This is a genomic window from Pseudoneobacillus rhizolycopersici, from assembly GCF_054786815.1.
Genome location: NZ_JBTOOE010000006.1, coordinates 130,715 through 150,934, shown reverse-complemented (window position 1 = coordinate 150,934; position 20,220 = coordinate 130,715). Strand labels below are relative to the sequence as shown.

The window sequence follows — 20,220 nt, the reverse complement described above, 5'->3', positions numbered from 1 at the left end:
CGTTAGCTCAATCATCTTTTTTCATTAAATGGGAAAAAGTATTGCGATCAATTCGAACGAGGTCCCATGTTGTGACGATTCCAATTGGTTTTTGTTGCTGTAAGCCAAGTTCGGTAATGAGAATCGCTTTTAATTTCTTATTTTCCTCAAAGCTTTTTTCAAATAAAAACTCTAAGTCATAAATCGTGCTAGTTCTCGGTAAAAATTTGACACTATGCTCTTTTTCCAGTGGAATAAGGTCTGCGGCCGTTACACCGTTTAAATTTGCTTTTTTATCGACTAGATTGCGCGACAACCATTTCGCAATTCCGCCATCGGTTAATAAGCCTTTAAAAACATTCTCTTCATAAATCGGAAATTGAGAGTAGCCTTTTTCATCCATCATTTCTAGTATTTCCATTATTGATGTTTTCGGACTGTAGGTTTTAACGGGTTGGGAGGCAACTGAAAGTGCTAAAGGTGGTTTTAAAAGAATTTCACTAATTCGCTCAATTTCCTCGACAACCTTTTCATGAGGCTCAGCTATATAAAAATCTTCACGAATTTTCTTATGGACAATCGCATTTCGCAAATAACCAAATTGCTTTAAATTTTCATAATTATAGCGAACAACATTATGCAATCTCTTAGCGGAATATAAAAGATCCCCATATGGAGCATGAGCATGAGAGTCCATGACAAGTTCGCGTAACTTTTCGTGGATTCGATTAAAGGCAGCCTCAAATCTAGCAATTCTTTCTCCGTTTTGATTAATCGAATTCATCTATTTTTAAGCCTCCCTTTACTAATCTAATAATATATTAACACATTATATGTAGTGTAAACCTAGTAATTATTTTGTCTTTTATTTCTTCAATAAGCTTGATATAATTTTAATTTAAAGTTTATTGTAACGAGGGATATTGATGATCATTGATTTGTTAAACAATCTGGCTATAACAACTGCTTTATTGTTTGTTGCTGGAAAAATTTTCGAGAAAAAAGCACTCGACCATAATTCACCGATAATAATGAAAGTATTGGCAGGGGTAGGTGCCAGTTCATTAGCTATATTACTGATGTACAATACGATTAAGGCAACTGATTCAGTTATTGTAGATTTACGGCATTTGCCGATTATCGTTGCAGCCCTTTATGGTGGACCAATCTCAGCTATTGTTTCTGGAACAATTGTTGCAATTGTTCGATTTTTTATGATGGGGATAAGCTTAACATCTTTCATTGCAGCCAATGTCGCTTTGTTAATGGGGTTATTTTCCGCATATGTTTCCAAAACTAGACTATCTGCCAAGCAGAAATATATCGTAATGAATGTTTTTTGTGTAGCAGAATTATCAATTGCGATTTTCTTCTTAATTGATAATGTGGCTATTTCAATCGTTGTTTTTCTGTATTATTGGCCCATCTCGATATTTGCTGGGTTCTTTACTTATTTTGTTGCAGATTATATCAATAAATCAAATGAAAATACACGAAATTTAAAAGAGATTGAAAGAGATTTACGGGCAAAAAACTTAATGTTAGAACTTCTGTCAAATATGGATGGAGTCACACAAATTTATAATCGACGATATTTTGATAATTCTCTACAAAGCGAATGGCAAGAAGCGATGGAAAACAAGACGACATTGTCATTAATCATGTTTGATATCGACCATTTTAAGTCTTATAACGACACGTATGGTCACCAAATGGGGGATGAATGCTTAAAAGAAATTGCTAAAACAGCCCAATCTATTTTAAAACGCCCAAGTGATGTTGTTGCTAGATATGGAGGAGAAGAATTCGCTGTCATTCTCCCCAATACAAGTGAAAGGGCGGCAACAAAACTAGCTGAAAAAATCAGAAATTCTGTCGTACAATTAGAAATTCCTAGTATCAATTCTAAAGTTTTGCCGATTGTGACCCTCAGCATTGGGGTGTCATCAACTGTTCCAAATAAGGCCTTCACTCCGTTTCAATTAGTTGCCAACGCTGATGAAGCGCTCTATAAAGCAAAATCCGAAGGAAGAAATTGTGTCTGTTTGTATGATAAATCGTTACTAAGTGTGACCTAAGAAATGGAGTTGTCGTAGACAGCTTCTTTTTTATTTATGTCTTCTAACCTATTTTGCAGGAATTACCACTTTATTCCTCGAATATACATAAGCGAATCTATATTAGAAAAGGGGTAAGAGAATGATTCAGTTTAAAAAGCCTGATGTCGAACAATTTTTCCGTACATATGCGATTCAAAACTTTTCGGTTAACCATGATGAAACCCAGCTTATTTTTAGTACCAATTTAAGTGGGAAATTTAATCTCTGGGGGATGGATCTACCGAGTACATTTCCTTATCCGCTTACCTTTATTGATCAAAGTTGCCATGGTCTTGCCCTAGATAAACAAGGTCGATTCGTCATCGCTGCTTTTGACAATGATGGTGATGAAAATGCACAACTCTATGCACTTCCTCCTAAAGGAGGCGAATTAAAGCCACTCCGAGTAAAAGAGAATCATCGGTTTATGAATCCGTTTCTTTCAAAAGACGGCAATCGCTTATATTACACTTCAACAAAAGATGATCCTACCTACTTAAAGTCATATTGCTATCATATTGAAACAGAAGAAGAAACAGTTGTTGTCGAAGGTTCGACTGGTGCTACATACCTATTCATGACAAGCCCAGAAGAAAAGAGCTTTTTATATGGCAAACATTTTGCTAATACTTATTCTCTTGCTTATGTAAAACGTGGAGAGGAAGAAATTCTGCTTACACCTGAAACAGTTTCCCAACATACCGTATCGGATGCTGTTTTTGTCTCGGAGGATGAAGTCTATTTGACAACCAATTTTAATGAAGATATGTCTTACTTGGCAAAATTTAATCTAAATACAAAGGAATTTACTAAAGTTATCGGTAAAGATGGCGAAGATTTCTCTGATGTTAGGTATGATAAAGAGCGTAAAACCCTTTATATTGTCTCTTCTAGAGGAGTAGAAGACTATATCTATTGTTATCATTTACAAAGTGGTGAGCTATCAAAAATTGAATATCCAGCGAGTATCGTCGAAAAGCTAGTCGTCACTGAAAAAGGAAACCTTTATTTATTAGCCCGTTCAGCGACAACTCCTTTCAATGTTTATAAAAAAGATATCGAATTATCTAATTGGGATTCAATAACAAATTATGGTGTACCAGGGGTTGCGACAGAAGAATTGATTGAGCCGGAAGTGCTTACATATCCTTCTTTTGATGGTTTAGAGATTGAAGCTCTATTTTTCAAAGCAAAAGAAGAAACCACTAATGGCCATGTCATTTTATGGCCGCATGGTGGACCACAAGCTGCTGAGCGGAAACAGTTCCGTTCCTTATTTCAGTTCCTTGTTAATAGAGGCTATAGTATCTTCGCGCCAAATTTCCGTGGTTCTTCAGGCTATGGATTGAAATTCATGAAAAAGGTTGAAGGGGACTGGGGATATGGACCACGTTTAGATAATGTTGAAGGACTTGAATATATTATAAATAACGGTTATGCCGATCGTGATAAGATTCTCTTAATGGGTGGTAGCTACGGTGGATATATGGCGCTCTTATTGCACGGACGTCATGCAGATTATTTTAAAGCTGTTGTAGATATTTTTGGACCAAGTGACTTATTCTCCTTTATCGAATCAGTACCTGAGCACTGGAAACCGATTATGAACCAATGGGTAGGAGATCCTGTTAAAGATCGCGAAAAGCTAATCGATTACTCACCAATTACGCACTTAGACGGAATGGTGAAACCAATGCTTGTGATCCAAGGCGCAAAAGATCCTCGTGTTGTAAAAGCAGAATCCGACCAAATTGTCGCTGCATTAAAAGAAAAAGGGGCTGATGTAGAATACATCGTCTTAGATGATGAAGGTCACGGTTTTAGCAAAAAAGAAAATGAAATGAAGGTATATCGAGCCGTACTCGAATTCTTTGATCGATTTATTTAATAGTTAAAAAGCTTGTAGAATCCTCTTCTACAAGTTTTTTTAATAAAAAAAATGATACCCAGCATTAGGCTGGGTATCCATTATATGGGGGAGTATGTTAAATGGCTTTCCTTTAACATATGTTTATTCTAACGTACAAAAATGAACAAATTATGACCAAACTATGAAACGATTTTTAATTAATACAGGAACGGTCTTGAAAACGCTTCTTTTATTAATACGGTGTATAATCGACGTTAGGAGTATATTTATTTGCGGCATTCCATATTAAAAATTCATATATTCCTTGGGAATGTAGAGCACGAATTTGGTCTTCCACTTCTTTTTTACCATATACCTTATAATTACCACTACCTAACCAAGTAGCAGTAAAATCTTGAATCCAAGGTCTGGAGGTAGGTGGGTTGTCTAATTTATTTAAACGTCCTTTTTCAACCTTTGCATATTCTCTCACTAACCGATAGGGCTCGAGGTCAGGATTAGGAATACCAAAAATCGAAGACCAATGGCTTGGATAGATCATGGCTGAGATCACATCAACATTTTCGGCAATCAGGGAGAAATTTTGCCCAATACCCTTTGCCTCCGGAATAACGGTTGCATTTCCAAATGTATCCACCGAAACTTTTACTCCGTATGGCTTCAGTTTTTTAGCTGCATATTTCACAAACGCAGCAACTGCCTGAACTCTTTCTCTACCATCCCTTTCCTTTTGAAAAGTTCCCCGACTATACACTAAATCTTTCTCGAATGATTCGAATTTTTCTGGAAACCGGACGTAGTCGAATTGAATCTCTTGGAAACCTAATTTTGCCGCTTCAATGGCAATGCCGATATTATAATCCCAAACTTCTTTGAGAAATGGGTTAACAAAGGCATCTCCCCGGGAATTCTTCCAAATGCCCTTTTTGGTTTGAAACGACCAATGCGGTTTTGCTTTGGAGGCAACATTATCTTTAAATACAACTATTCTGGCAATGGTGTAAATTTGCTTTTCTTTTAAAGTTTTCATAAGGCTATTAGGGTCTTGAATATAAGGGTGGCCAATTTGATAGTATGGTGAGTTTTTCGATGGTAAAAAGGTCAGATGACCATGATCATCTTTAATATCAATCACCATGGCGTTTAAATCAGTTGAATGGACTAATTTTAGTAACTTAGAAAATTGTGGATTTTTTGTATTTGATGCATTTACATAAATTCCTCTAACTGGTTCATGAAACGGAAAGGTTCCACTTTGGGCGTAGATGATACCATCAGAGAAGAATAAGGAATGTGCTAGCAAGAACAAGATGAAAAGGGTTGTCTTTTTCAAGTACTCACTTCCTCGCTATTTTTAATCTTATCCTTCTCGTTCAAATAATAAGTTATTCATATGACCTTTAAGTGCCTCATGCATGTATTTTTAAAAGCACACATGAAAAATAAAAATCTTCACTTTGAACAGTGAAGATTTTTTCTAAAAGTATTGATATGTAAATTTAAACAATGTACAATTAAAAACGGTACTATTTTTATGTGTTTGCGGTGTTTATAATAACCCTATATTAACATTCTATCACATCGTTCTGTCGAAGTCAAATGTTTCACCAAAATTTTTCGGGGGTGCAGTTGGATGAGCGAAATAAAGAAACAAGAATGGGTAGAAGAGCAAAATCAAGTCGATCATTTGATTAAGGTGGTCAAACAAAAATCAGCTAAACTCCAGAAAAACAGTCAAAAGGTCTCAGTAGATGTTCAGGAAATTAAACAAACATTTTGGAACGATGTAACTGTTAATTTTGACGAGTTTGACGATATCCTTGAGACCCACTACAGCATTAGACAACAAGCCCAATTACTTTCCGAGCGGGAGAGAACTAGGGGGCAGATTGATAAACAGCTCAAAATAATGGAAAGGTTAAAGAAATCACCTTATTTTGGCAGAATTGACTTTTGGGAAAAAGGAGAGAAACAAGCTGAAAAAATTTATATTGGGATTGCATCGTTGATGGACCTGACGGATGAGAACTTTCTAATCTATGATTGGCGTGCCCCGATATCAAGTATGTATTACGATTATTCGCCAGGGATTGCCGAATATAAAACTCCAGGTGGAACTTTTCATGGGGAAATTCAATTAAAACGGCAATATATTATTAAAGATGCCAAGGTAAAGGCAATGTTTGATACGGGCGTAACGATTGGCGATGAAATGCTCCAAGAAGTGTTAGCAAATCAAGCAGATACGCAAATGAAAAGTATTGTTGCAACTATTCAAAAGGAACAGAATCGGATTATTCGAAATGAAAAAGCTAAACGGCTAATTGTCCAAGGAGTGGCGGGAAGTGGTAAAACATCAGCGGCCCTTCAAAGAGTTGCGTATTTGCTTTACCGGTATCGAGATACGTTGAATTCGGAAAATATTATGCTATTCTCTCCAAATATGCTATTTAATAGCTATGTCGCGACCGTCTTACCTGAACTTGGTGAAGAAAATATGAAACAAACCACTTTTCAGGAATACTTAAATTCAAGGATTAGCCGTGATTTTTACGTCGAAGATGCATACGACCAAATGGAATATTTATTAACCCAAACAAAAGATCAAGATTATTCAATAAGAATGGCAGGGATTCGTTTTAAGGCAAGTTATGAATTCAAACAATTGATCGATGATTATGAAAAAGAACTACAGAAAACAGGTTTGGTATTTATCGATATCGTGTTTAAAAAGAAAATGATTGTTCCGAAAGGGAAAATAGAGGAATATTTTTATTCACTTGATCCAAGTATATCTATCCCAAATAAGATTGAATTAGTAAAGGATATGCTAAGGAAAGAATTAAAAATGGCGATGAAAAGGGAGAAAACAGAGCAGTGGGTTGAGGAAGAAATCCAGTTTCTAGATAAAGAAGATTATCTTGAAGCATTTAAGAAACTGCAGGAAAAAGAGCAGTTCTCTGAGAGTTCTTTTGATGATTTTGACCGAGAAGAAGCTTTTTTAGCCGAAATGGTTGTGAAAAAACGCTTTAAACCATTGTTCGCTCTGGTTAAAAAACTGGGGTTTGTCAATCTCGCAGCTATTTATAAAAACATATTTAGAAAGAGAGTCGATATCCCAGACTGGGGGAAAATGGGCGAATACACAATTCGTAAGTTAAATGAAATGCAAATGAATTATGAAGATGCCAGTCCATTTGTTTATTTACAGGCCCTTATTTTAGGACGGAATTCTGATACTTCGATACGACATGTTTTTATTGATGAGGCACAAGACTATTCACCGCTCCAATTTTCTTATATTGAACAGCTTTTCCCTTATAGTAAAATGACTTTACTAGGGGATATTAACCAGGCGATCTATTCTGGTGTTACAAAGGCTGACACTGTATTAGGAAAGAGTCAAAAGGATGAAGCGGGAATGGAGAAAATAATATTAACGAAAACCTACCGTTCAACGAAAGAAATTGTTGAATTTTCAAGAGCATTAATTGAAAACGGGGAGCTAATCGAACCGTTTAATCGCTCAGGTAATAAGCCATCACTTACCATCAAAACGGATTATTGGGAAATAGAAAAAGACATTCTTGATAGGGTTAGTCAATTAAAAAATGCTGGTTATCATACAATTGCAATTATTTGTAAAACGGCAAAAGAAAGCAAATTGGCGTTTGACTTATTAAAGAATGAGATTCCTGTAAGGTTGATTGAAAAAGGGGCACTTACCTTTGAATCCGGAATCATTATTATTCCAAGTTATTTGGCAAAAGGAATTGAATTTGATGCAGTCCTCATTTTTGATTCTTCCCAATATACAAGAATGGAAGAAAGTAAATTGTTTTATACTACCTGTACTAGAGCGATGCATGAATTACACCTATACTCTATTAGTAAGAAAAATCCGATTTTGGATGCCATTCCATGTGAAACATACAATATTTTATAAATAATTTTGATGTATAGATATTAGCGGACAACCATTAACACTGACCAACATAAGTTAGTAGTAAGGTTTTTACTAACTATTTGGAGGGAAGAACATGATAAACTGGAAAGTCCGTTTTAAAAATCGAACATGGATGTTGGCGTTTGTTTCCCAAGTGTTGATTTTGGCAGAAATTTCTCTTGCATTGCTCAATACCTTTGGAATTATCAACTTTAACCTGGCAGAAGAGATTAAACAAGAGGTGCTTGCAATCGTGAATACGGTGTTTGTCTTAATGTCAATGCTTGGAGTAGTTCAAGATCCAACTACAAAAGGTATAGGGGACAGTGAGCGCGCTAAAGGATATACCGAGCCTAAATAATATAAAAAAAGAAGACCCGCTGAGGTCTTCTTTTTGTTTCAGAACTCCTTACCATCTGTGCGCCTTTGCGTTACTTCTCAAGATAATATTGTTTTGTGACATTTCTGTATGTCCATTAACTTGTGATTTTTGACGCTTAGGTCTTGTCCAATTATGGTGAAACCTCTGAGATTGTGGATCTAAATGATCTTGATAACTCATTCGAAAATCACCTCATCGTTTGGATTGGAATTCTGAAACCTGCGATATTACAAGGAATATCACTTAAAGTATTTGATATTTCCTACAAAATCATTCCTAGATATCGGACCAATAATAGCCACTAGGAAAATTCAGAATCCTTGAAATATTCTCCTTCTCAGCCTATAATCCAAATATACTTAGAAAAAAAGGAGACAGCTATGATTCGGCGATTTTTTTCGTATTATAAACCACATAAAAAATTATTTATTTTAGATTTTTCTAGTGCAGTGGTTGTTGCCATACTAGAACTGGCCTTTCCATTGGCCGTATCCTGGTTTATTGATACACTGCTTCCGGAAGGCAATTGGTCTACAATTGTATCAGTTAGTGCTGGCTTATTACTGGTTTATATTGTCAGTATGCTACTTCAATTTGTTGTCAATTATTGGGGACATAAACTAGGAATCAATATTGAAACCGATATGAGGCAACAGTTATTTCAGCATATTCAAAAGCAAAGCTTTCGGTTTTTTGACAATACAAAAACCGGCCATATTATGAGCCGGATTACCAATGATTTATTTGACTTGGGTGAACTAGCCCATCATGGTCCAGAGGATCTGTTTATTTCAATGATGACCTTCATTGGTGCTTTTTGGATCATGATGACAATTAATGTAAAATTAGCACTTGTCACGATTATCATCGTTCCGTTTTTAATTTGGTTAATTACAGTTTGTAATTTTAAAATGAATACCGCTTGGGCTCGGATGTATAGCAACATTGCCGATGTGAATGCAAGGGTAGAGGATAGTGTTTCGGGCATTCGAGTCGTTCAATCTTTTACCAATGAAGAATTTGAAATTTCTCGCTTTAAAACCAATAATCAAAAATTTCGATTGGCAAAATTATCCGCCTATAAAGTCATGTCATTTAGCTTGTCCGGAATCTTTATGATGACGAGGCTAATGATATTGGTTGTATTAGTATATGGGGCCTGGTTAAGTTTTTCTGGTCAAATGACTTATGGGGAATTAGTTGGGTTCATTCTATATGTCAATGTTTTATTTAAACCGATTGATAAAATAAGTGCCCTAATGGAACTTTACCCTAAAGGGATGGCAGGATTTAAGCGATTTACAGAGCTAATTGATACAGACCCAGATGTAAAAGATGTGGAAGATGCTATTGAAGTAAATTCTTTAACAGGGGATATTGTTTTTAATCATGTTAGCTTTAGTTATGATGATCATAAACCGGTTTTAAAGGAAATCGACCTGCATATTCCAGCAGGAGAAACGGTTGCATTTGTAGGTCCATCCGGAGCTGGAAAAACGACAATATGTTCATTAATCCCTCGATTTTATGACGTGAACTCAGGTAGCATTACCATTGACGGAATGGACATACGTGACTTGACTCGCAAATCACTTCGTTCCCAAATAGGAATTGTTCAGCAGGATGTATTTTTGTTTACTGGTACATTACGTGAAAATATTGCATATGGAATGTTGGATGCGACAGATGAACAAATAAGAGAGGCAGCAAGAAGGGCGCATTTAGAGGATTTCATCGCCTCACTGCCTGATGGTTATGAGACTCAAATCGGTGAAAGAGGTCTAAAGTTATCAGGTGGACAGAAGCAAAGATTAGCGATTGCCAGAATGTTCTTGAAAAATCCGCCAATCTTAATTTTGGATGAGGCCACTTCTGCCCTTGATACTGAAACTGAATCCATTATCCAAGCCGCCTTAACGGAACTATCCAAAAATAGAACGACATTGGTCATTGCTCATCGATTAGCCACGATTCGAACCGCTAATCGAATTCTTGTTGTGACAGAAGATGGTATTGCAGAAGAAGGAAATCATGATGAGCTAATTGCTCGAGGTGGAATTTTTGCCAATCTTCATCGAGTACAATACCAAAGATAATCGAACGCCAAGACAGTAGTGTCTTGGCGTTTTTTAACCTTTATGATGTATAGGCAATTCAATTGAGACTGTCGTTCCTTTGTTTTGTACAGATTGGAATCGAATGGAACCATCATGGGCTTGGACAATTTTAAAGCTGACGGTTAACCCTAAGCCAGTTCCTTTTTCTTTTGAAGAATAAAAGGGTTCCCCGATTTTTTCAAGCCTTTCCTCCGAAATACCGGAACCAAAATCCTCGATGATAATCGTTGCATTTTTTTGGTTCTCTTTTAAATAAACATTAACACTACTACCTTTTTCAGATGCTTCTATCGCATTTTTAATAATATTTATGAACATCTGTTTTAATTGATTTGGTTCGCAATCAATCCAAATTTCATGGTCGGAAGTTGTAAAGTTAATTTGAATGTCACAAAGGCTAGCTTCCGGATTTAACAATGAAATGACATCAAACAATATTCTACGGAGGTCTTCCTTAGAAAACTTAATATCCTGGGGTTTTGCAAGTAACAATAGTTCACTAACAATATGATTAATCCGATTCAACTCATCTAACATAATCTGATAATAAAATGGGTGCTTCGGGTCCTCCTTTTGCAACAACTGTACGAAACCCTTAAGAGAGGTTAACGGGTTGCGAATTTCATGAGCGACACTTGCTGCTAATTCCCCAACAACAGATAGCTTTTCTGTATTCCTTAGGCGCTCTTCAGCTTCCCTTAAAGCGGTAATATCTCTGCCGATAATGACTAAACCTTTCCTCGTTCCATCCGGATAAAAAAGTGGAACTTTTACAGTATCGAAAGTTTTTGTTTTTCCATTGGGTAAAGGAATAACCTCTTCAACACGACAAATTTTTCCTTTCTTCCAAGTTTCTTCATCAGAAATTTCACATGACCTTAATGCTTCTGAATAAAACGGACTATACTCGGCAAGTTCGGAGTCCTTTTTTCCTCGATAATCGACATGATCAATTTGGAATAGCCTTAATCCGAAATGGTTTGCCTCAATCCAGCGGCCTTCACCGTCCTTAAAGTTGACAAAATCAACCATTGAATTAATTAAGGTTGATAGTCGTTTTTTGTCTTCTTGAGAAGAAGTTAATTCTTCTTGTTTTTTAATAAAAATATAAAAGAAACTGCCAGTGATGAGGATATAGACGATTTCTTTAGCCCTTGAAATGAGCCAGATATGATGACTAAAAAGTAATTCCTCAATCACATAATTAGAGGCGAAGATCCATAGAAAGCTTATGGAAAAATATAAGATTAACAGCGTTTTTTTCTTCATATATAGACTCCTGACTATTTGGAGATTTTTAATCATGTATCATACTAAAGATTATAGTACAGGAAACTGTGGAAAGGGTATATTTGGGTTAACTGTGATACTAGAAACTTAACCATATTAATTGAGCTATTGGATTATTTCACTAACTTTTTTCAGAATCTGACTGATTGTTTTCCCTACCTCGTACATCCCTTTGTCGAAGTTTTCCTTCCATTTTGGCGATTCAGTCTTGATTTTTTCCTCCAATAGGGATGTATTTTCTTTAAGTTCTTCCTTTATCTTTTTTACTCTTTTTTCCAAAACAAGTCTGGTTTCCTCTAGTTCCCCGTTATTTGCCAATCTTTCATTAATCGAGGCTGTTGGAAAATTTTTATTAGCCATATGAGGCTGTATCTCCTGCATAACTGCTCTGAAAATAGGCACTACATTTTCTGAGCTGCTGCTTGAAAGATAATGGGTACGATCGGTTTTATCATAGCCAAGCCAAATTGCGCCAACAATAGTAGGGGTATATCCAACAAACCATTGATCCTTCGCACCGTTAATATCATTGTAAGGAAGTTGGGTGGTTCCTGTTTTTCCAGCGATAGGCAAACCCTTGATTTGCGCTGCTTTTCCTGTACCTGACTCGACAACATTTAGAAGCATCGAAGTCATTTCGTTTGCTACCGTTTTAGATGTGACCTTCACCGTTTTGCCTTTATGTTCAGCAATAAGATCTCCAGTAGGACCAACGATTTTAGTAATAAGATGACTACTCGCACGTTTACCGCCATTCGGAAAGGTTGAATAAGCTTCTGCTAATTGAAGTGGGGAGATACCGTGATGCATTCCCCCTAATGCAAGCGCAAGATGTTCGTCTTCTTTTTCAACTGGAATCCCAAATCTTTTCAGTGATTCCGTTCCTTTTTTTAATCCGATTTGATCTAATAGCCAAACCGTTGGGACATTGAGAGATGCTTCAACGGCTTTATACATCGGGACTTCACCTTGGAATTTTTTGTTGGCGTTTTCTGGTTTATAATGATCGAATGAAATAGGCTCGTCAATCAGTTTAGAGGTTGGATGATAACCTTCCTCTAATGCAGGTGTGTAAACGACAAGTGGCTTAATAGTTGAACCCGGTTGTGCTTTTAAATGAGTAGCTCGATTAAAACCACGAAAAACCGTTTCGTCTCGTCCCCCGATTAACCCAATCACTCCACCGTTTCCTGGGTTCATAAAGACGGCACCACTTTGAACAATACTCCCGTCGCGCCCTCTAGGGAATCGGGAGTCGTTTTTATACACTTTTTCAAGGGCAGATTGTACATGTTGGTCCATTTCGGTATATATTTTATACCCACGAGTCAATATTTCTTCTTGGGTCAATCCGTATTTGCTAACAGCCTCATCTATAACTGCATCCACATAATAAGGATATTTTCGCTCAATAAAACTTCCGCCGCCATCCTTCAGGTTTATTTTTTCGTTCAAGGCGGTTTGATACTCTTTTTTCGAAATCATCTTTTTTTCCATCATTTTTGCTAAAACAACATTTCGTCGTTTAAGGGCTCGATCATAATGATGGTAGGGGTTAAGGGAATTTGGAGCCTGTAACAGTGCAGCTAATGTCGCCGCTTCGCTAATGCTAATGTCAGTAATGTCCTTGGCAAAATACTTTTTTGAAGCCTGGCCAATCCCCCATGAGCTACTTCCGAAATAAACTTGGTTCAAATACATTTGAAGAATCTCTTCTTTTTTATAGACTTTTTCTATTTTTACAGCTAAAAATAATTCTTCTATTTTTCGTTTATATGTTTTTTCTTGTGAAAGAAGCGCATTTTTCGTTAACTGCTGAGTTATTGTACTTCCACCACCAGTGATTCTTCCCGAGACCAGGTTACTGAAAAAAGCCCGGGTGATTCCTTTGAGGTCAAATCCATTATGTTCGTAGAAACGTTCATCCTCAATGGCGACAACAGCGTCTCCAACATGCTTCGGTAGCACTTCAAAAGTGACCCCCTTGGTACGGTTGGTCAGAACATTTGAGGCAACCTGTTCTTCACGGTCATAGACGATGGTTGGTTGACTTAAGCCTTCCTTTAGGGATTCCACATTCACTCTGCTGGCAGTCCAAACGAAGAATAACAAAATGGATAAAAAGGTAGTTAAGGTCATTAGTAAAAAAAATTGTGTAAGGTGTTTCTTTTTCCAAAAATGAATAAGTTTTTCCTTTAATATTTTTAATCGGTTCATCTATTATCGCCTACATTCATTGCGTTTTTATTCCATTTATTATAGACATATTCTTAGCAAATAGCTAAAGATATGTATCTTATAACCGGCATTATTACCTTTTTTTGTAAAGGAATAATAAACATATTCTTTTTGGATAAAATGTAAATATCTTACAATTAAAACTGATATAAAAGGGTGTATAGCTTGAATGCGATATATGCATTGGCATGGTTGGCAATATTATTTAAATGGGGGGATTGGCATAATTGGAGAAAGTATTATTCTACGATCCTTTTCTTTATGTTAGGGGACTTTATTTATTTATACCTACTATCCGATAGGTATCCGATGTGGTCCTATAATCCGCAAGGTTACGATAGGGAATTAGGGCTAACGAATTCTCATATTTCGTTATCGATTATGTTAATTAAGTATCCGGCTACTATTTTAGTTTATTTAGGTAAGTTTCCTTCCCAAGGTGCTATAAAGAAAATCCTCTACATTAGTTTTTGGATTCTGTTTTACGGTCTAAATGAGATGATAGATGTAAAAGGTAACTTGATAAAATATGATAACGGTTGGAGTCTTTGGTGGTCTATCCTTTTTAACATAGCCATGTTTATCATTTTGCGTATACATCATTTAAGACCTCCGTTAGCATGGGCGCTTTCCATATTGTTTGTTGTATTTTTGTGGAAAGTGTTCGAAGTGCCCTCAACTGTTTTTAGGTAAAAAGGATAGGTGGACGAAAAATTCTATCATCCTTTTCATTTTATGGTATATCCCCCCAATATGTACTATGATTAGTCTAACGATTAGAGGTAACTTTAGAGGAGGTGGTGAGGTGGAAAAACATATTATTGAAATTATTAAGAGAATTGAAATCGACTATGACGTAAAAATTCTTTTTGCTTGTGAATCAGGAAGCCGAGCCTGGGGATTCCCTTCAAAAGACAGTGATTATGATGTTCGGTTTATTTATGTCCATAAACAAGACTGGTATTTGTCGATTGATCAAAAGCGAGATGTTCTCGAGATTCCAAAAAATGATGCTGTTTCCATCCCAATTCATGAGCTATTAGATGTAAGCGGGTGGGAGCTGACAAAGGCATTAAGACTATTTCGAAAATCAAACCCACCTTTGTTAGAGTGGTTAAATTCAGGAATGATTTATTATCAAGCCTTTTCAACTGCCGAAAAAATGAAAACGATAGCTTCTAGAATTTTTGCACCAAACTCTAGTATTTATCATTATCTTAATATGGCAAAGGGAAATTATCGGCAATATCTTCAAGGGCAGGATGTCAAAATCAAAAAGTACTTCTATGTGCTACGGCCAATATTAGCTGCCAAATGGATTGAAAAATACCAGTCAATTCCGCCAGTCCAATTCCAAGTATTAGTAGAGGACATCGTTGCGGAAGGGGAAGTTAAAAAGGCGATACATCAATTACTGAAGCGGAAGATGGCTAGTGATGAGCTAAATCTCGAGTCAAGAATAGAGGCGATTAATAACTATTTGGATGAGGAAATTATTCATTTAGAGAAATACGCAAATACCTTAATGACTAAAATAAATGACCCAACTGATCAACTCGATCAATTGTTTAGAGAAGCATTAGATGAGGTTTGGGGATAGGGGAGAAACAGATGTTGGAGTTTCTGAAATTTGATCGTGGAAATATAGATGAATTGGTAGCTTTTTTAACTGCTGAGACCTGGCCCTTTCACGGACAACCAAATCCTACCGAATCATCTATCCGTTCCTCCTTTGAAAAAGGTTTTTATACGGAAGATGGCAGTCAAACGTTTTGGGTGTTAAAGAATGGACAGAAAATAGGAATGGTCCGTTTATTTGATTTGGAAGATCCGACTTGTTTGTTTGATATTCGATTAAAAGAACAATCACGCGGTAGTGGTAAAGGTGCTCAGGTGGTTAAATGGTTAACAGATTTTGTCTTTACTCATTTCCCAGAGATGATTCGCGTTGAGGGGCATACAAGATCAGACAATTATGCCATGCGGAAAACGTTTTTTAAAAGTGGCTTTGTGAAAGAGGCCTATCATCGAAACGCTTGGCCACAAGAGGGGAAATTATATGATTCGGTTGGTTATGCGATAACTCGGACGGATTGGGAGAATAAAACAATCACGGAGATTAAGGAAACATTTGCTTACTAAGTAGTATTTATGATAGTGTATTTTAGATAGAATGATTCGATTAGAAATAGGAAGTGACATGAATGATTAAGATTGAAATACCAAATCCTGATGTAGTCATTACAAAAAGTAAAACGGTTGGCGAAGATATGGAAGGTGAATTAAGTAGCGTGTATGGATTTACCGATTATCGTAATATTCCAAGAGATAAAGGCGGCATTTTTATGTTTTATAATATAGATGAACAGCTTTTATATGTTGGAAAGGCTAGAAAATTAAGACAACGAATTAAAAAGAATTTTGAAGATAATCTCTCGCCAATCAAAAAATACAGAGATGAAGTTTATAAAATTGCTGTTTGTGTTGTCGATGATCCAATGGAAAGAGAAATTTATGAAACTTATATTATTAACACCCTTGAAGCAAAATACAATATTGATAAAGTGTTTTATAAATAAAAACCATGTGGCAACACATGGTTTTTTTTAATCCTATTGTTCTATTTTCCTTTTTAATTGAACATACCATTCCTCTGAAAATCCACCATTTTTCCCATTAATGAAAATATCTTTGTCACCAACCTGGATATAGAGAATGGGAGAAATTCCTTTTTTGATAAATAATAGACTGCTGCCATAATCTTCAACAGAGAAGACACCTTTGGCAATCGTTCCGGTACCAAATCCATTTTGCTTATTTTTGATGGCAGGCATTTCTTCAAGTAATTCTAGCTTTTTAATATCTGCAATTTTCCACTCATCACCGTACATGCCAGTAATTTCGAAACGGTCTTCCTTTACAATTAATTCATTGTCACGGTATCCGAATGAGTAAAGAATGGATATACCCGTAATGACAACAATAAATATGGTAATGTTCATGGTAAAAGTGCTTTTTCGTTTATGGGGTATTTCATATTTTGAGAGATAAACAAGACCGCCTAATAAAGATAGTAGCATAAAACCAAATTGGACTTCGATTGCATAAGCAATAGTCGTGAAAGTTAAAGGAAAGAGAATAATCATGCCGATTCCTGTAAAAAGAAACAGCTTACCGACCTTTTGTGGAAATCCATTTGCAATAAGTTGATTTTGTTCCTCCGTAGGTCTTGTGGCAAAACCGGAAATGATCCCATACGCTTCTTTTTTTAAAATCGCCCAACCTAGAATGAGAAATAATAGTGAAATGATACCTTGGATAGTCATTAAGAATACCATTTAGTCATTGGCCCCCTTTAATGGCATTATTTGCCCCTATTATAATATGTAATTGGTAAATCAGCCAATTAAACGGTAATTCGTGAACTTTTTGTGTCTATAGTCTGTTAATTCTGACAAAATAGCATTATAATGTTTAGTAATTAGTTTTAAATGGAGGAATGCCTGATGGGGAAGATCCTTATGTACTTCTACTTTTTCATTGCCTTATATTGCCTTACCAGTGTGTTTTTGTCGATTAAAGCACAAACATATCAGCTCACAGTTTTGATGATATTCCTAACATTCATTAATTTATTGTTATTTTCGTTGTTTCGTAAAGATATGAAACGTAAACAGTTTAGTAATCTAGTCATACTAAAATAAATGCGGCAGCCAAAGGGTTGACCGCCATTTTTTTCTTCTAAATGGGAATGCGCTGATGAAAAAACAGGATTGATAAAGGTTATGAAAGGGTAAGATAAATTCGCCAACAGTTCGATTTTATTGTTAAAATAGTTAAAAATAACGAGATAAGGAATGTATGTTGTAATAATTTAGAGGAGGTACAGAAGATGGAAAAGGACTTCGTTGTCAATAAGCTAAAAAATCACCTACCAACGATTCTTGGTAGCGAAAACTTCGCAAAATTCGCTGTACTTCTCCCGCTTGTTTATAAAGACGACGAGATGCATGTCCTATTTGAGGTACGTTCTCTAAAGTTAAGAAGACAGCCGGGTGAAATTTGTTTTCCGGGTGGAAGAATGGATCGTGATGATAAAGATGAAAGAAGCACAGCTGTTCGTGAAACAGTTGAGGAGTTAGGCATTGGTGAAGAAGATATCACGAATGTTTTCCCGCTCAATTATTTATTTTCCCCTTTTGGAATGATTATTTATCCATTTGCTGGGTTTATCCACGATATTGACGAAATCGAACCCAATCCAGCCGAGGTAGAGGAGGTTTTTACTGTCCCAATCACATTTTTCATAAATAGTCAGCCAAAAATTTATAAGGTGGATTTCAAGGCAGAGCCGGAAGAAAACTTCCCTTACGACCTGATCATTGGCGGTGAAAATTATAATTGGCGGACAAGACATATAGAGGAATATTTTTATATATACGAGGACAAGGTAATTTGGGGACTTACCGCAAGGATTCTTGCACATTTTATTGAAGTAATCAATCAAGAGTAGAAGTTGGGGATAACATCGATAAAGATCGAGTTATTCCCGAACTCAGTGAGCCGAGAGGAGTTTGGGAATAACAACATCAAAGTCATTCTAAAAATAGATGAGACAGTAACTAGTTTGGGAATTATATTTCTTCTTCCTCATCTTCTACATCCTCTTCAACCGTTTCTACTTTTATACTCTCTAACTTTTGATAGGCTTTTGCAATTTTTCTTGCCGCTCCAATTATTTCATCAATAATCTCCAAAAACACTTCATAATCGACCTCGTTTTTACAACAATCCTGAATGGCTCCAATTAAGTCGTTGTAAAATCTCTTATATTCTTGAACATATTGTTGATTATCCATCTCTCTAATGGTTGTACCTTCTATGTTAATGGCATGGAAAATGAGGCTTGATATGGTTTCGATGGTGGACTCAGCCTGTTGCTTTTCTTTTTCGCTATTGTCTTCTTCAACATGAAAATAATAGACATGGCAAAGTGTTACGTAATAACTATAAAGCGGATCTTCAGCATTGGTCTGGATATATTTTAAGTTTGCCATGTTTGAATCTTCTCCTTTTGTATATTTTATACCTTCTAAAAGAGTTTAATGTATTTAGAGGAAAAAGTAACAACGATTGTTTTGATGGTGAACAATTGTTTGGTAAAATGAAAATTTTTTCAAATAAATTAAAATTCAAAAATGATATTAAACAATATTGCGATGTAAACGGATTCATATTATACTAAAGATGCACAAACGTTCATATAACGTTTAACAAAATATCAGGAGGAGACATGGTATTTGGACGATGAAAAGTTAAGCAAGTTGATAGAAGTCGCTAAATTGTACTATCAATTTGACTTAAGTCAGCAAAAAATTGCCGAAAAGTTAGGAATTTCGCGACCATCTGTTTCAAGAATGCTTCAGCAGGCCAAGGAGCAAGGGATTGTTCAAATTAAAATATTTGATCAGTCCGAAGGCACCGAAAGATTAGCAAAAACGGTAAAAGAAACCTTTAACTTAAAACATTGCATCGTAGTACCTGTTCCGGACAATAAAGAAGAAGTAGTGAAGCTAGAACTCGGAAAGGCTGCAGCCGTTTTTCTAGGAGAAATTGTAGCAGATGGTGACATCATCGGGACCACTTGGGGGACAACCCTTTTTGAAATGGCACAGCATGTCAAACCTAAGAACGTGCGTGATGTGTCGGTTGTTCAATTGAATGGCGGTGTTAGCTACTCAGAAACGAATACATATGCTGCTGAGATCCTAAATTATTTAAGCTCGGCTTTTCAAACTTCACCACATTTTCTACCATTGCCAGCAGTAGTAGATCATCCGGTTGTTGCAAATGCAATCCTGTCTGATCGTCACATTAAAAGGGTGTTAAATCTTGGGAAACAGGCAAATATTGCCTTATTCACGGTTGGAGAATTTACGAAGGAATCCACTCTCTTTAAGGCAGGTTATTTTTCCAGTGAAGATTTTGATGAACTAAAAGCCCAAAATGCTGTTGGTGATATATGTTCAAGAATCTTTAATATTAATGGGGAAATTTGTAATAAGGAATTGGACGAGCGTACGATTGGAATTAACCTATTGGATTTAAGTCATAAGTCCTACAGTGTTTGTATTGCAGGCGGAATGGAGAAGGTCGATGCAATTAATGGTGCATTAAGAGGCGGATTTACCAATGTACTGATTACCGATCAACACACTGCTCAAATATTGCTCACCCTAAATGAGGAGGGAATAGAGTAGTGGAAGAAAAAGAATTAATCCATTTGATAAAAGAAGTAA

At 36.1% G+C, this 20,220-nt stretch carries 18 protein-coding genes; 11 read left to right on the top strand and 7 right to left on the bottom strand.

Going from position 1 to position 20,220, the window contains the following annotated elements:
• Window positions 1-7: 7 nt before the first annotated feature.
• Window positions 8-763, bottom strand: a complete 756-nt coding sequence (locus ACX9YW_RS08960; RefSeq protein WP_460345048.1) for a CBS domain-containing protein — start codon at window positions 761-763, stop codon at window positions 8-10.
• Window positions 764-905: 142 nt separating this feature from the next.
• On the opposite strand from ACX9YW_RS08960, the gene ACX9YW_RS08955 reads away from it, so the two are divergent.
• The gene (locus ACX9YW_RS08955; protein WP_460345045.1) at window positions 906-2,057 is read left to right on the top strand and encodes a diguanylate cyclase domain-containing protein; all 1,152 of its coding nucleotides are present in this window, start codon (window positions 906-908) and stop codon (window positions 2,055-2,057) included.
• A gap of 121 nt (window positions 2,058-2,178) precedes the next feature.
• A complete protein-coding gene (locus tag ACX9YW_RS08950; RefSeq protein WP_460345042.1) occupies window positions 2,179-3,966 on the top strand; it encodes a S9 family peptidase in 1,788 nt (595 codons plus the stop codon).
• A gap of 214 nt (window positions 3,967-4,180) precedes the next feature.
• On the opposite strand, the gene ACX9YW_RS08945 is transcribed toward ACX9YW_RS08950, so the two are convergent.
• Window positions 4,181-5,251: a putative glycoside hydrolase gene (locus tag ACX9YW_RS08945; RefSeq protein ID WP_460345253.1), complete on the bottom strand. Its 1,071-nt coding sequence runs from the start codon at window positions 5,249-5,251 to the stop codon at window positions 4,181-4,183.
• Window positions 5,252-5,581: 330 nt separating this feature from the next.
• Between ACX9YW_RS08945 and helD the strand changes: the two genes are divergently transcribed.
• Window positions 5,582-7,894, top strand: coding sequence for an RNA polymerase recycling motor HelD (helD, locus tag ACX9YW_RS08940; RefSeq protein ID WP_460345039.1), 2,313 nt, complete (start codon window positions 5,582-5,584; stop codon window positions 7,892-7,894).
• 94 nt (window positions 7,895-7,988) lie between these two features.
• Complete coding sequence (locus tag ACX9YW_RS08935) at window positions 7,989-8,255, top strand: phage holin (protein WP_460345036.1); 267 nt, start codon at window positions 7,989-7,991, stop codon at window positions 8,253-8,255.
• Between the two features lie 48 nt (window positions 8,256-8,303).
• On the opposite strand, the gene ACX9YW_RS08930 is transcribed toward ACX9YW_RS08935, so the two are convergent.
• On the bottom strand, window positions 8,304-8,456 hold the full coding sequence (locus ACX9YW_RS08930; protein WP_460345033.1) for a YpzG family protein: 153 nt from the start codon (window positions 8,454-8,456) through the stop codon (window positions 8,304-8,306).
• Window positions 8,457-8,656: 200 nt separating this feature from the next.
• Between ACX9YW_RS08930 and ACX9YW_RS08925 the strand changes: the two genes are divergently transcribed.
• Window positions 8,657-10,372, top strand: a complete 1,716-nt coding sequence (locus tag ACX9YW_RS08925; protein WP_460345030.1) for an ABC transporter ATP-binding protein — start codon at window positions 8,657-8,659, stop codon at window positions 10,370-10,372.
• 33 nt (window positions 10,373-10,405) lie between these two features.
• Here ACX9YW_RS08925 and ACX9YW_RS08920 read toward each other — a convergent pair whose 3' ends face one another.
• Both ACX9YW_RS08920 and ACX9YW_RS08915 read right to left on the bottom strand, forming a co-directional pair.
• On the bottom strand, window positions 10,406-11,662 hold the full coding sequence (locus tag ACX9YW_RS08920) for an ATP-binding protein (protein WP_460345027.1): 1,257 nt from the start codon (window positions 11,660-11,662) through the stop codon (window positions 10,406-10,408).
• Window positions 11,663-11,788: 126 nt separating this feature from the next.
• Window positions 11,789-13,900, bottom strand: a complete 2,112-nt coding sequence (locus tag ACX9YW_RS08915; protein WP_460345024.1) for a transglycosylase domain-containing protein — start codon at window positions 13,898-13,900, stop codon at window positions 11,789-11,791.
• A 282-nt stretch (window positions 13,901-14,182) separates the two neighbouring features.
• Between ACX9YW_RS08915 and ACX9YW_RS08910 the strand changes: the two genes are divergently transcribed.
• The 4 genes from ACX9YW_RS08910 (at window position 14,183) to ACX9YW_RS08895 (ending at window position 16,500) form a co-directional block, all read left to right on the top strand.
• Window positions 14,183-14,614 carry a CBO0543 family protein gene (locus ACX9YW_RS08910; RefSeq protein ID WP_460345250.1) on the top strand — a complete coding sequence of 144 codons (432 nt, stop codon included), beginning with the start codon at window positions 14,183-14,185 and terminating at the stop codon, window positions 14,612-14,614.
• A 112-nt stretch (window positions 14,615-14,726) separates the two neighbouring features.
• Entirely contained in the window at window positions 14,727-15,521 is a 795-nt protein-coding gene (locus ACX9YW_RS08905) for a nucleotidyltransferase domain-containing protein (RefSeq protein WP_460345021.1), read from the top strand.
• An 11-nt stretch (window positions 15,522-15,532) separates the two neighbouring features.
• Entirely contained in the window at window positions 15,533-16,063 is a 531-nt protein-coding gene (locus ACX9YW_RS08900; RefSeq protein ID WP_460345018.1) for a GNAT family N-acetyltransferase, read from the top strand.
• A gap of 62 nt (window positions 16,064-16,125) precedes the next feature.
• Window positions 16,126-16,500, top strand: coding sequence for a nucleotide excision repair endonuclease (locus ACX9YW_RS08895; protein WP_460345015.1), 375 nt, complete (start codon window positions 16,126-16,128; stop codon window positions 16,498-16,500).
• A gap of 33 nt (window positions 16,501-16,533) precedes the next feature.
• Here the strand turns inward: ACX9YW_RS08895 and ACX9YW_RS08890 are convergent, their stop codons facing one another.
• A complete protein-coding gene (locus ACX9YW_RS08890) occupies window positions 16,534-17,259 on the bottom strand; it encodes a DUF3784 domain-containing protein (RefSeq protein WP_460345013.1) in 726 nt (241 codons plus the stop codon).
• Between the two features lie 554 nt (window positions 17,260-17,813).
• Here ACX9YW_RS08890 and ACX9YW_RS08885 point away from each other — a divergent pair.
• A complete protein-coding gene (locus ACX9YW_RS08885; RefSeq protein WP_460345010.1) occupies window positions 17,814-18,434 on the top strand; it encodes an NUDIX hydrolase in 621 nt (206 codons plus the stop codon).
• A gap of 121 nt (window positions 18,435-18,555) precedes the next feature.
• Here ACX9YW_RS08885 and ACX9YW_RS08880 read toward each other — a convergent pair whose 3' ends face one another.
• Window positions 18,556-18,978 (bottom strand): hypothetical protein, encoded by a 423-nt coding sequence (locus ACX9YW_RS08880; RefSeq protein WP_460345008.1) that lies wholly within the window; start codon window positions 18,976-18,978, stop codon window positions 18,556-18,558.
• Window positions 18,979-19,221: 243 nt separating this feature from the next.
• On the opposite strand from ACX9YW_RS08880, the gene deoR reads away from it, so the two are divergent.
• Window positions 19,222-20,181: a DNA-binding transcriptional repressor DeoR gene (gene deoR, locus ACX9YW_RS08875; protein WP_460345005.1), complete on the top strand. Its 960-nt coding sequence runs from the start codon at window positions 19,222-19,224 to the stop codon at window positions 20,179-20,181.
• Window positions 20,182-20,220 lie beyond the last annotated feature (39 nt).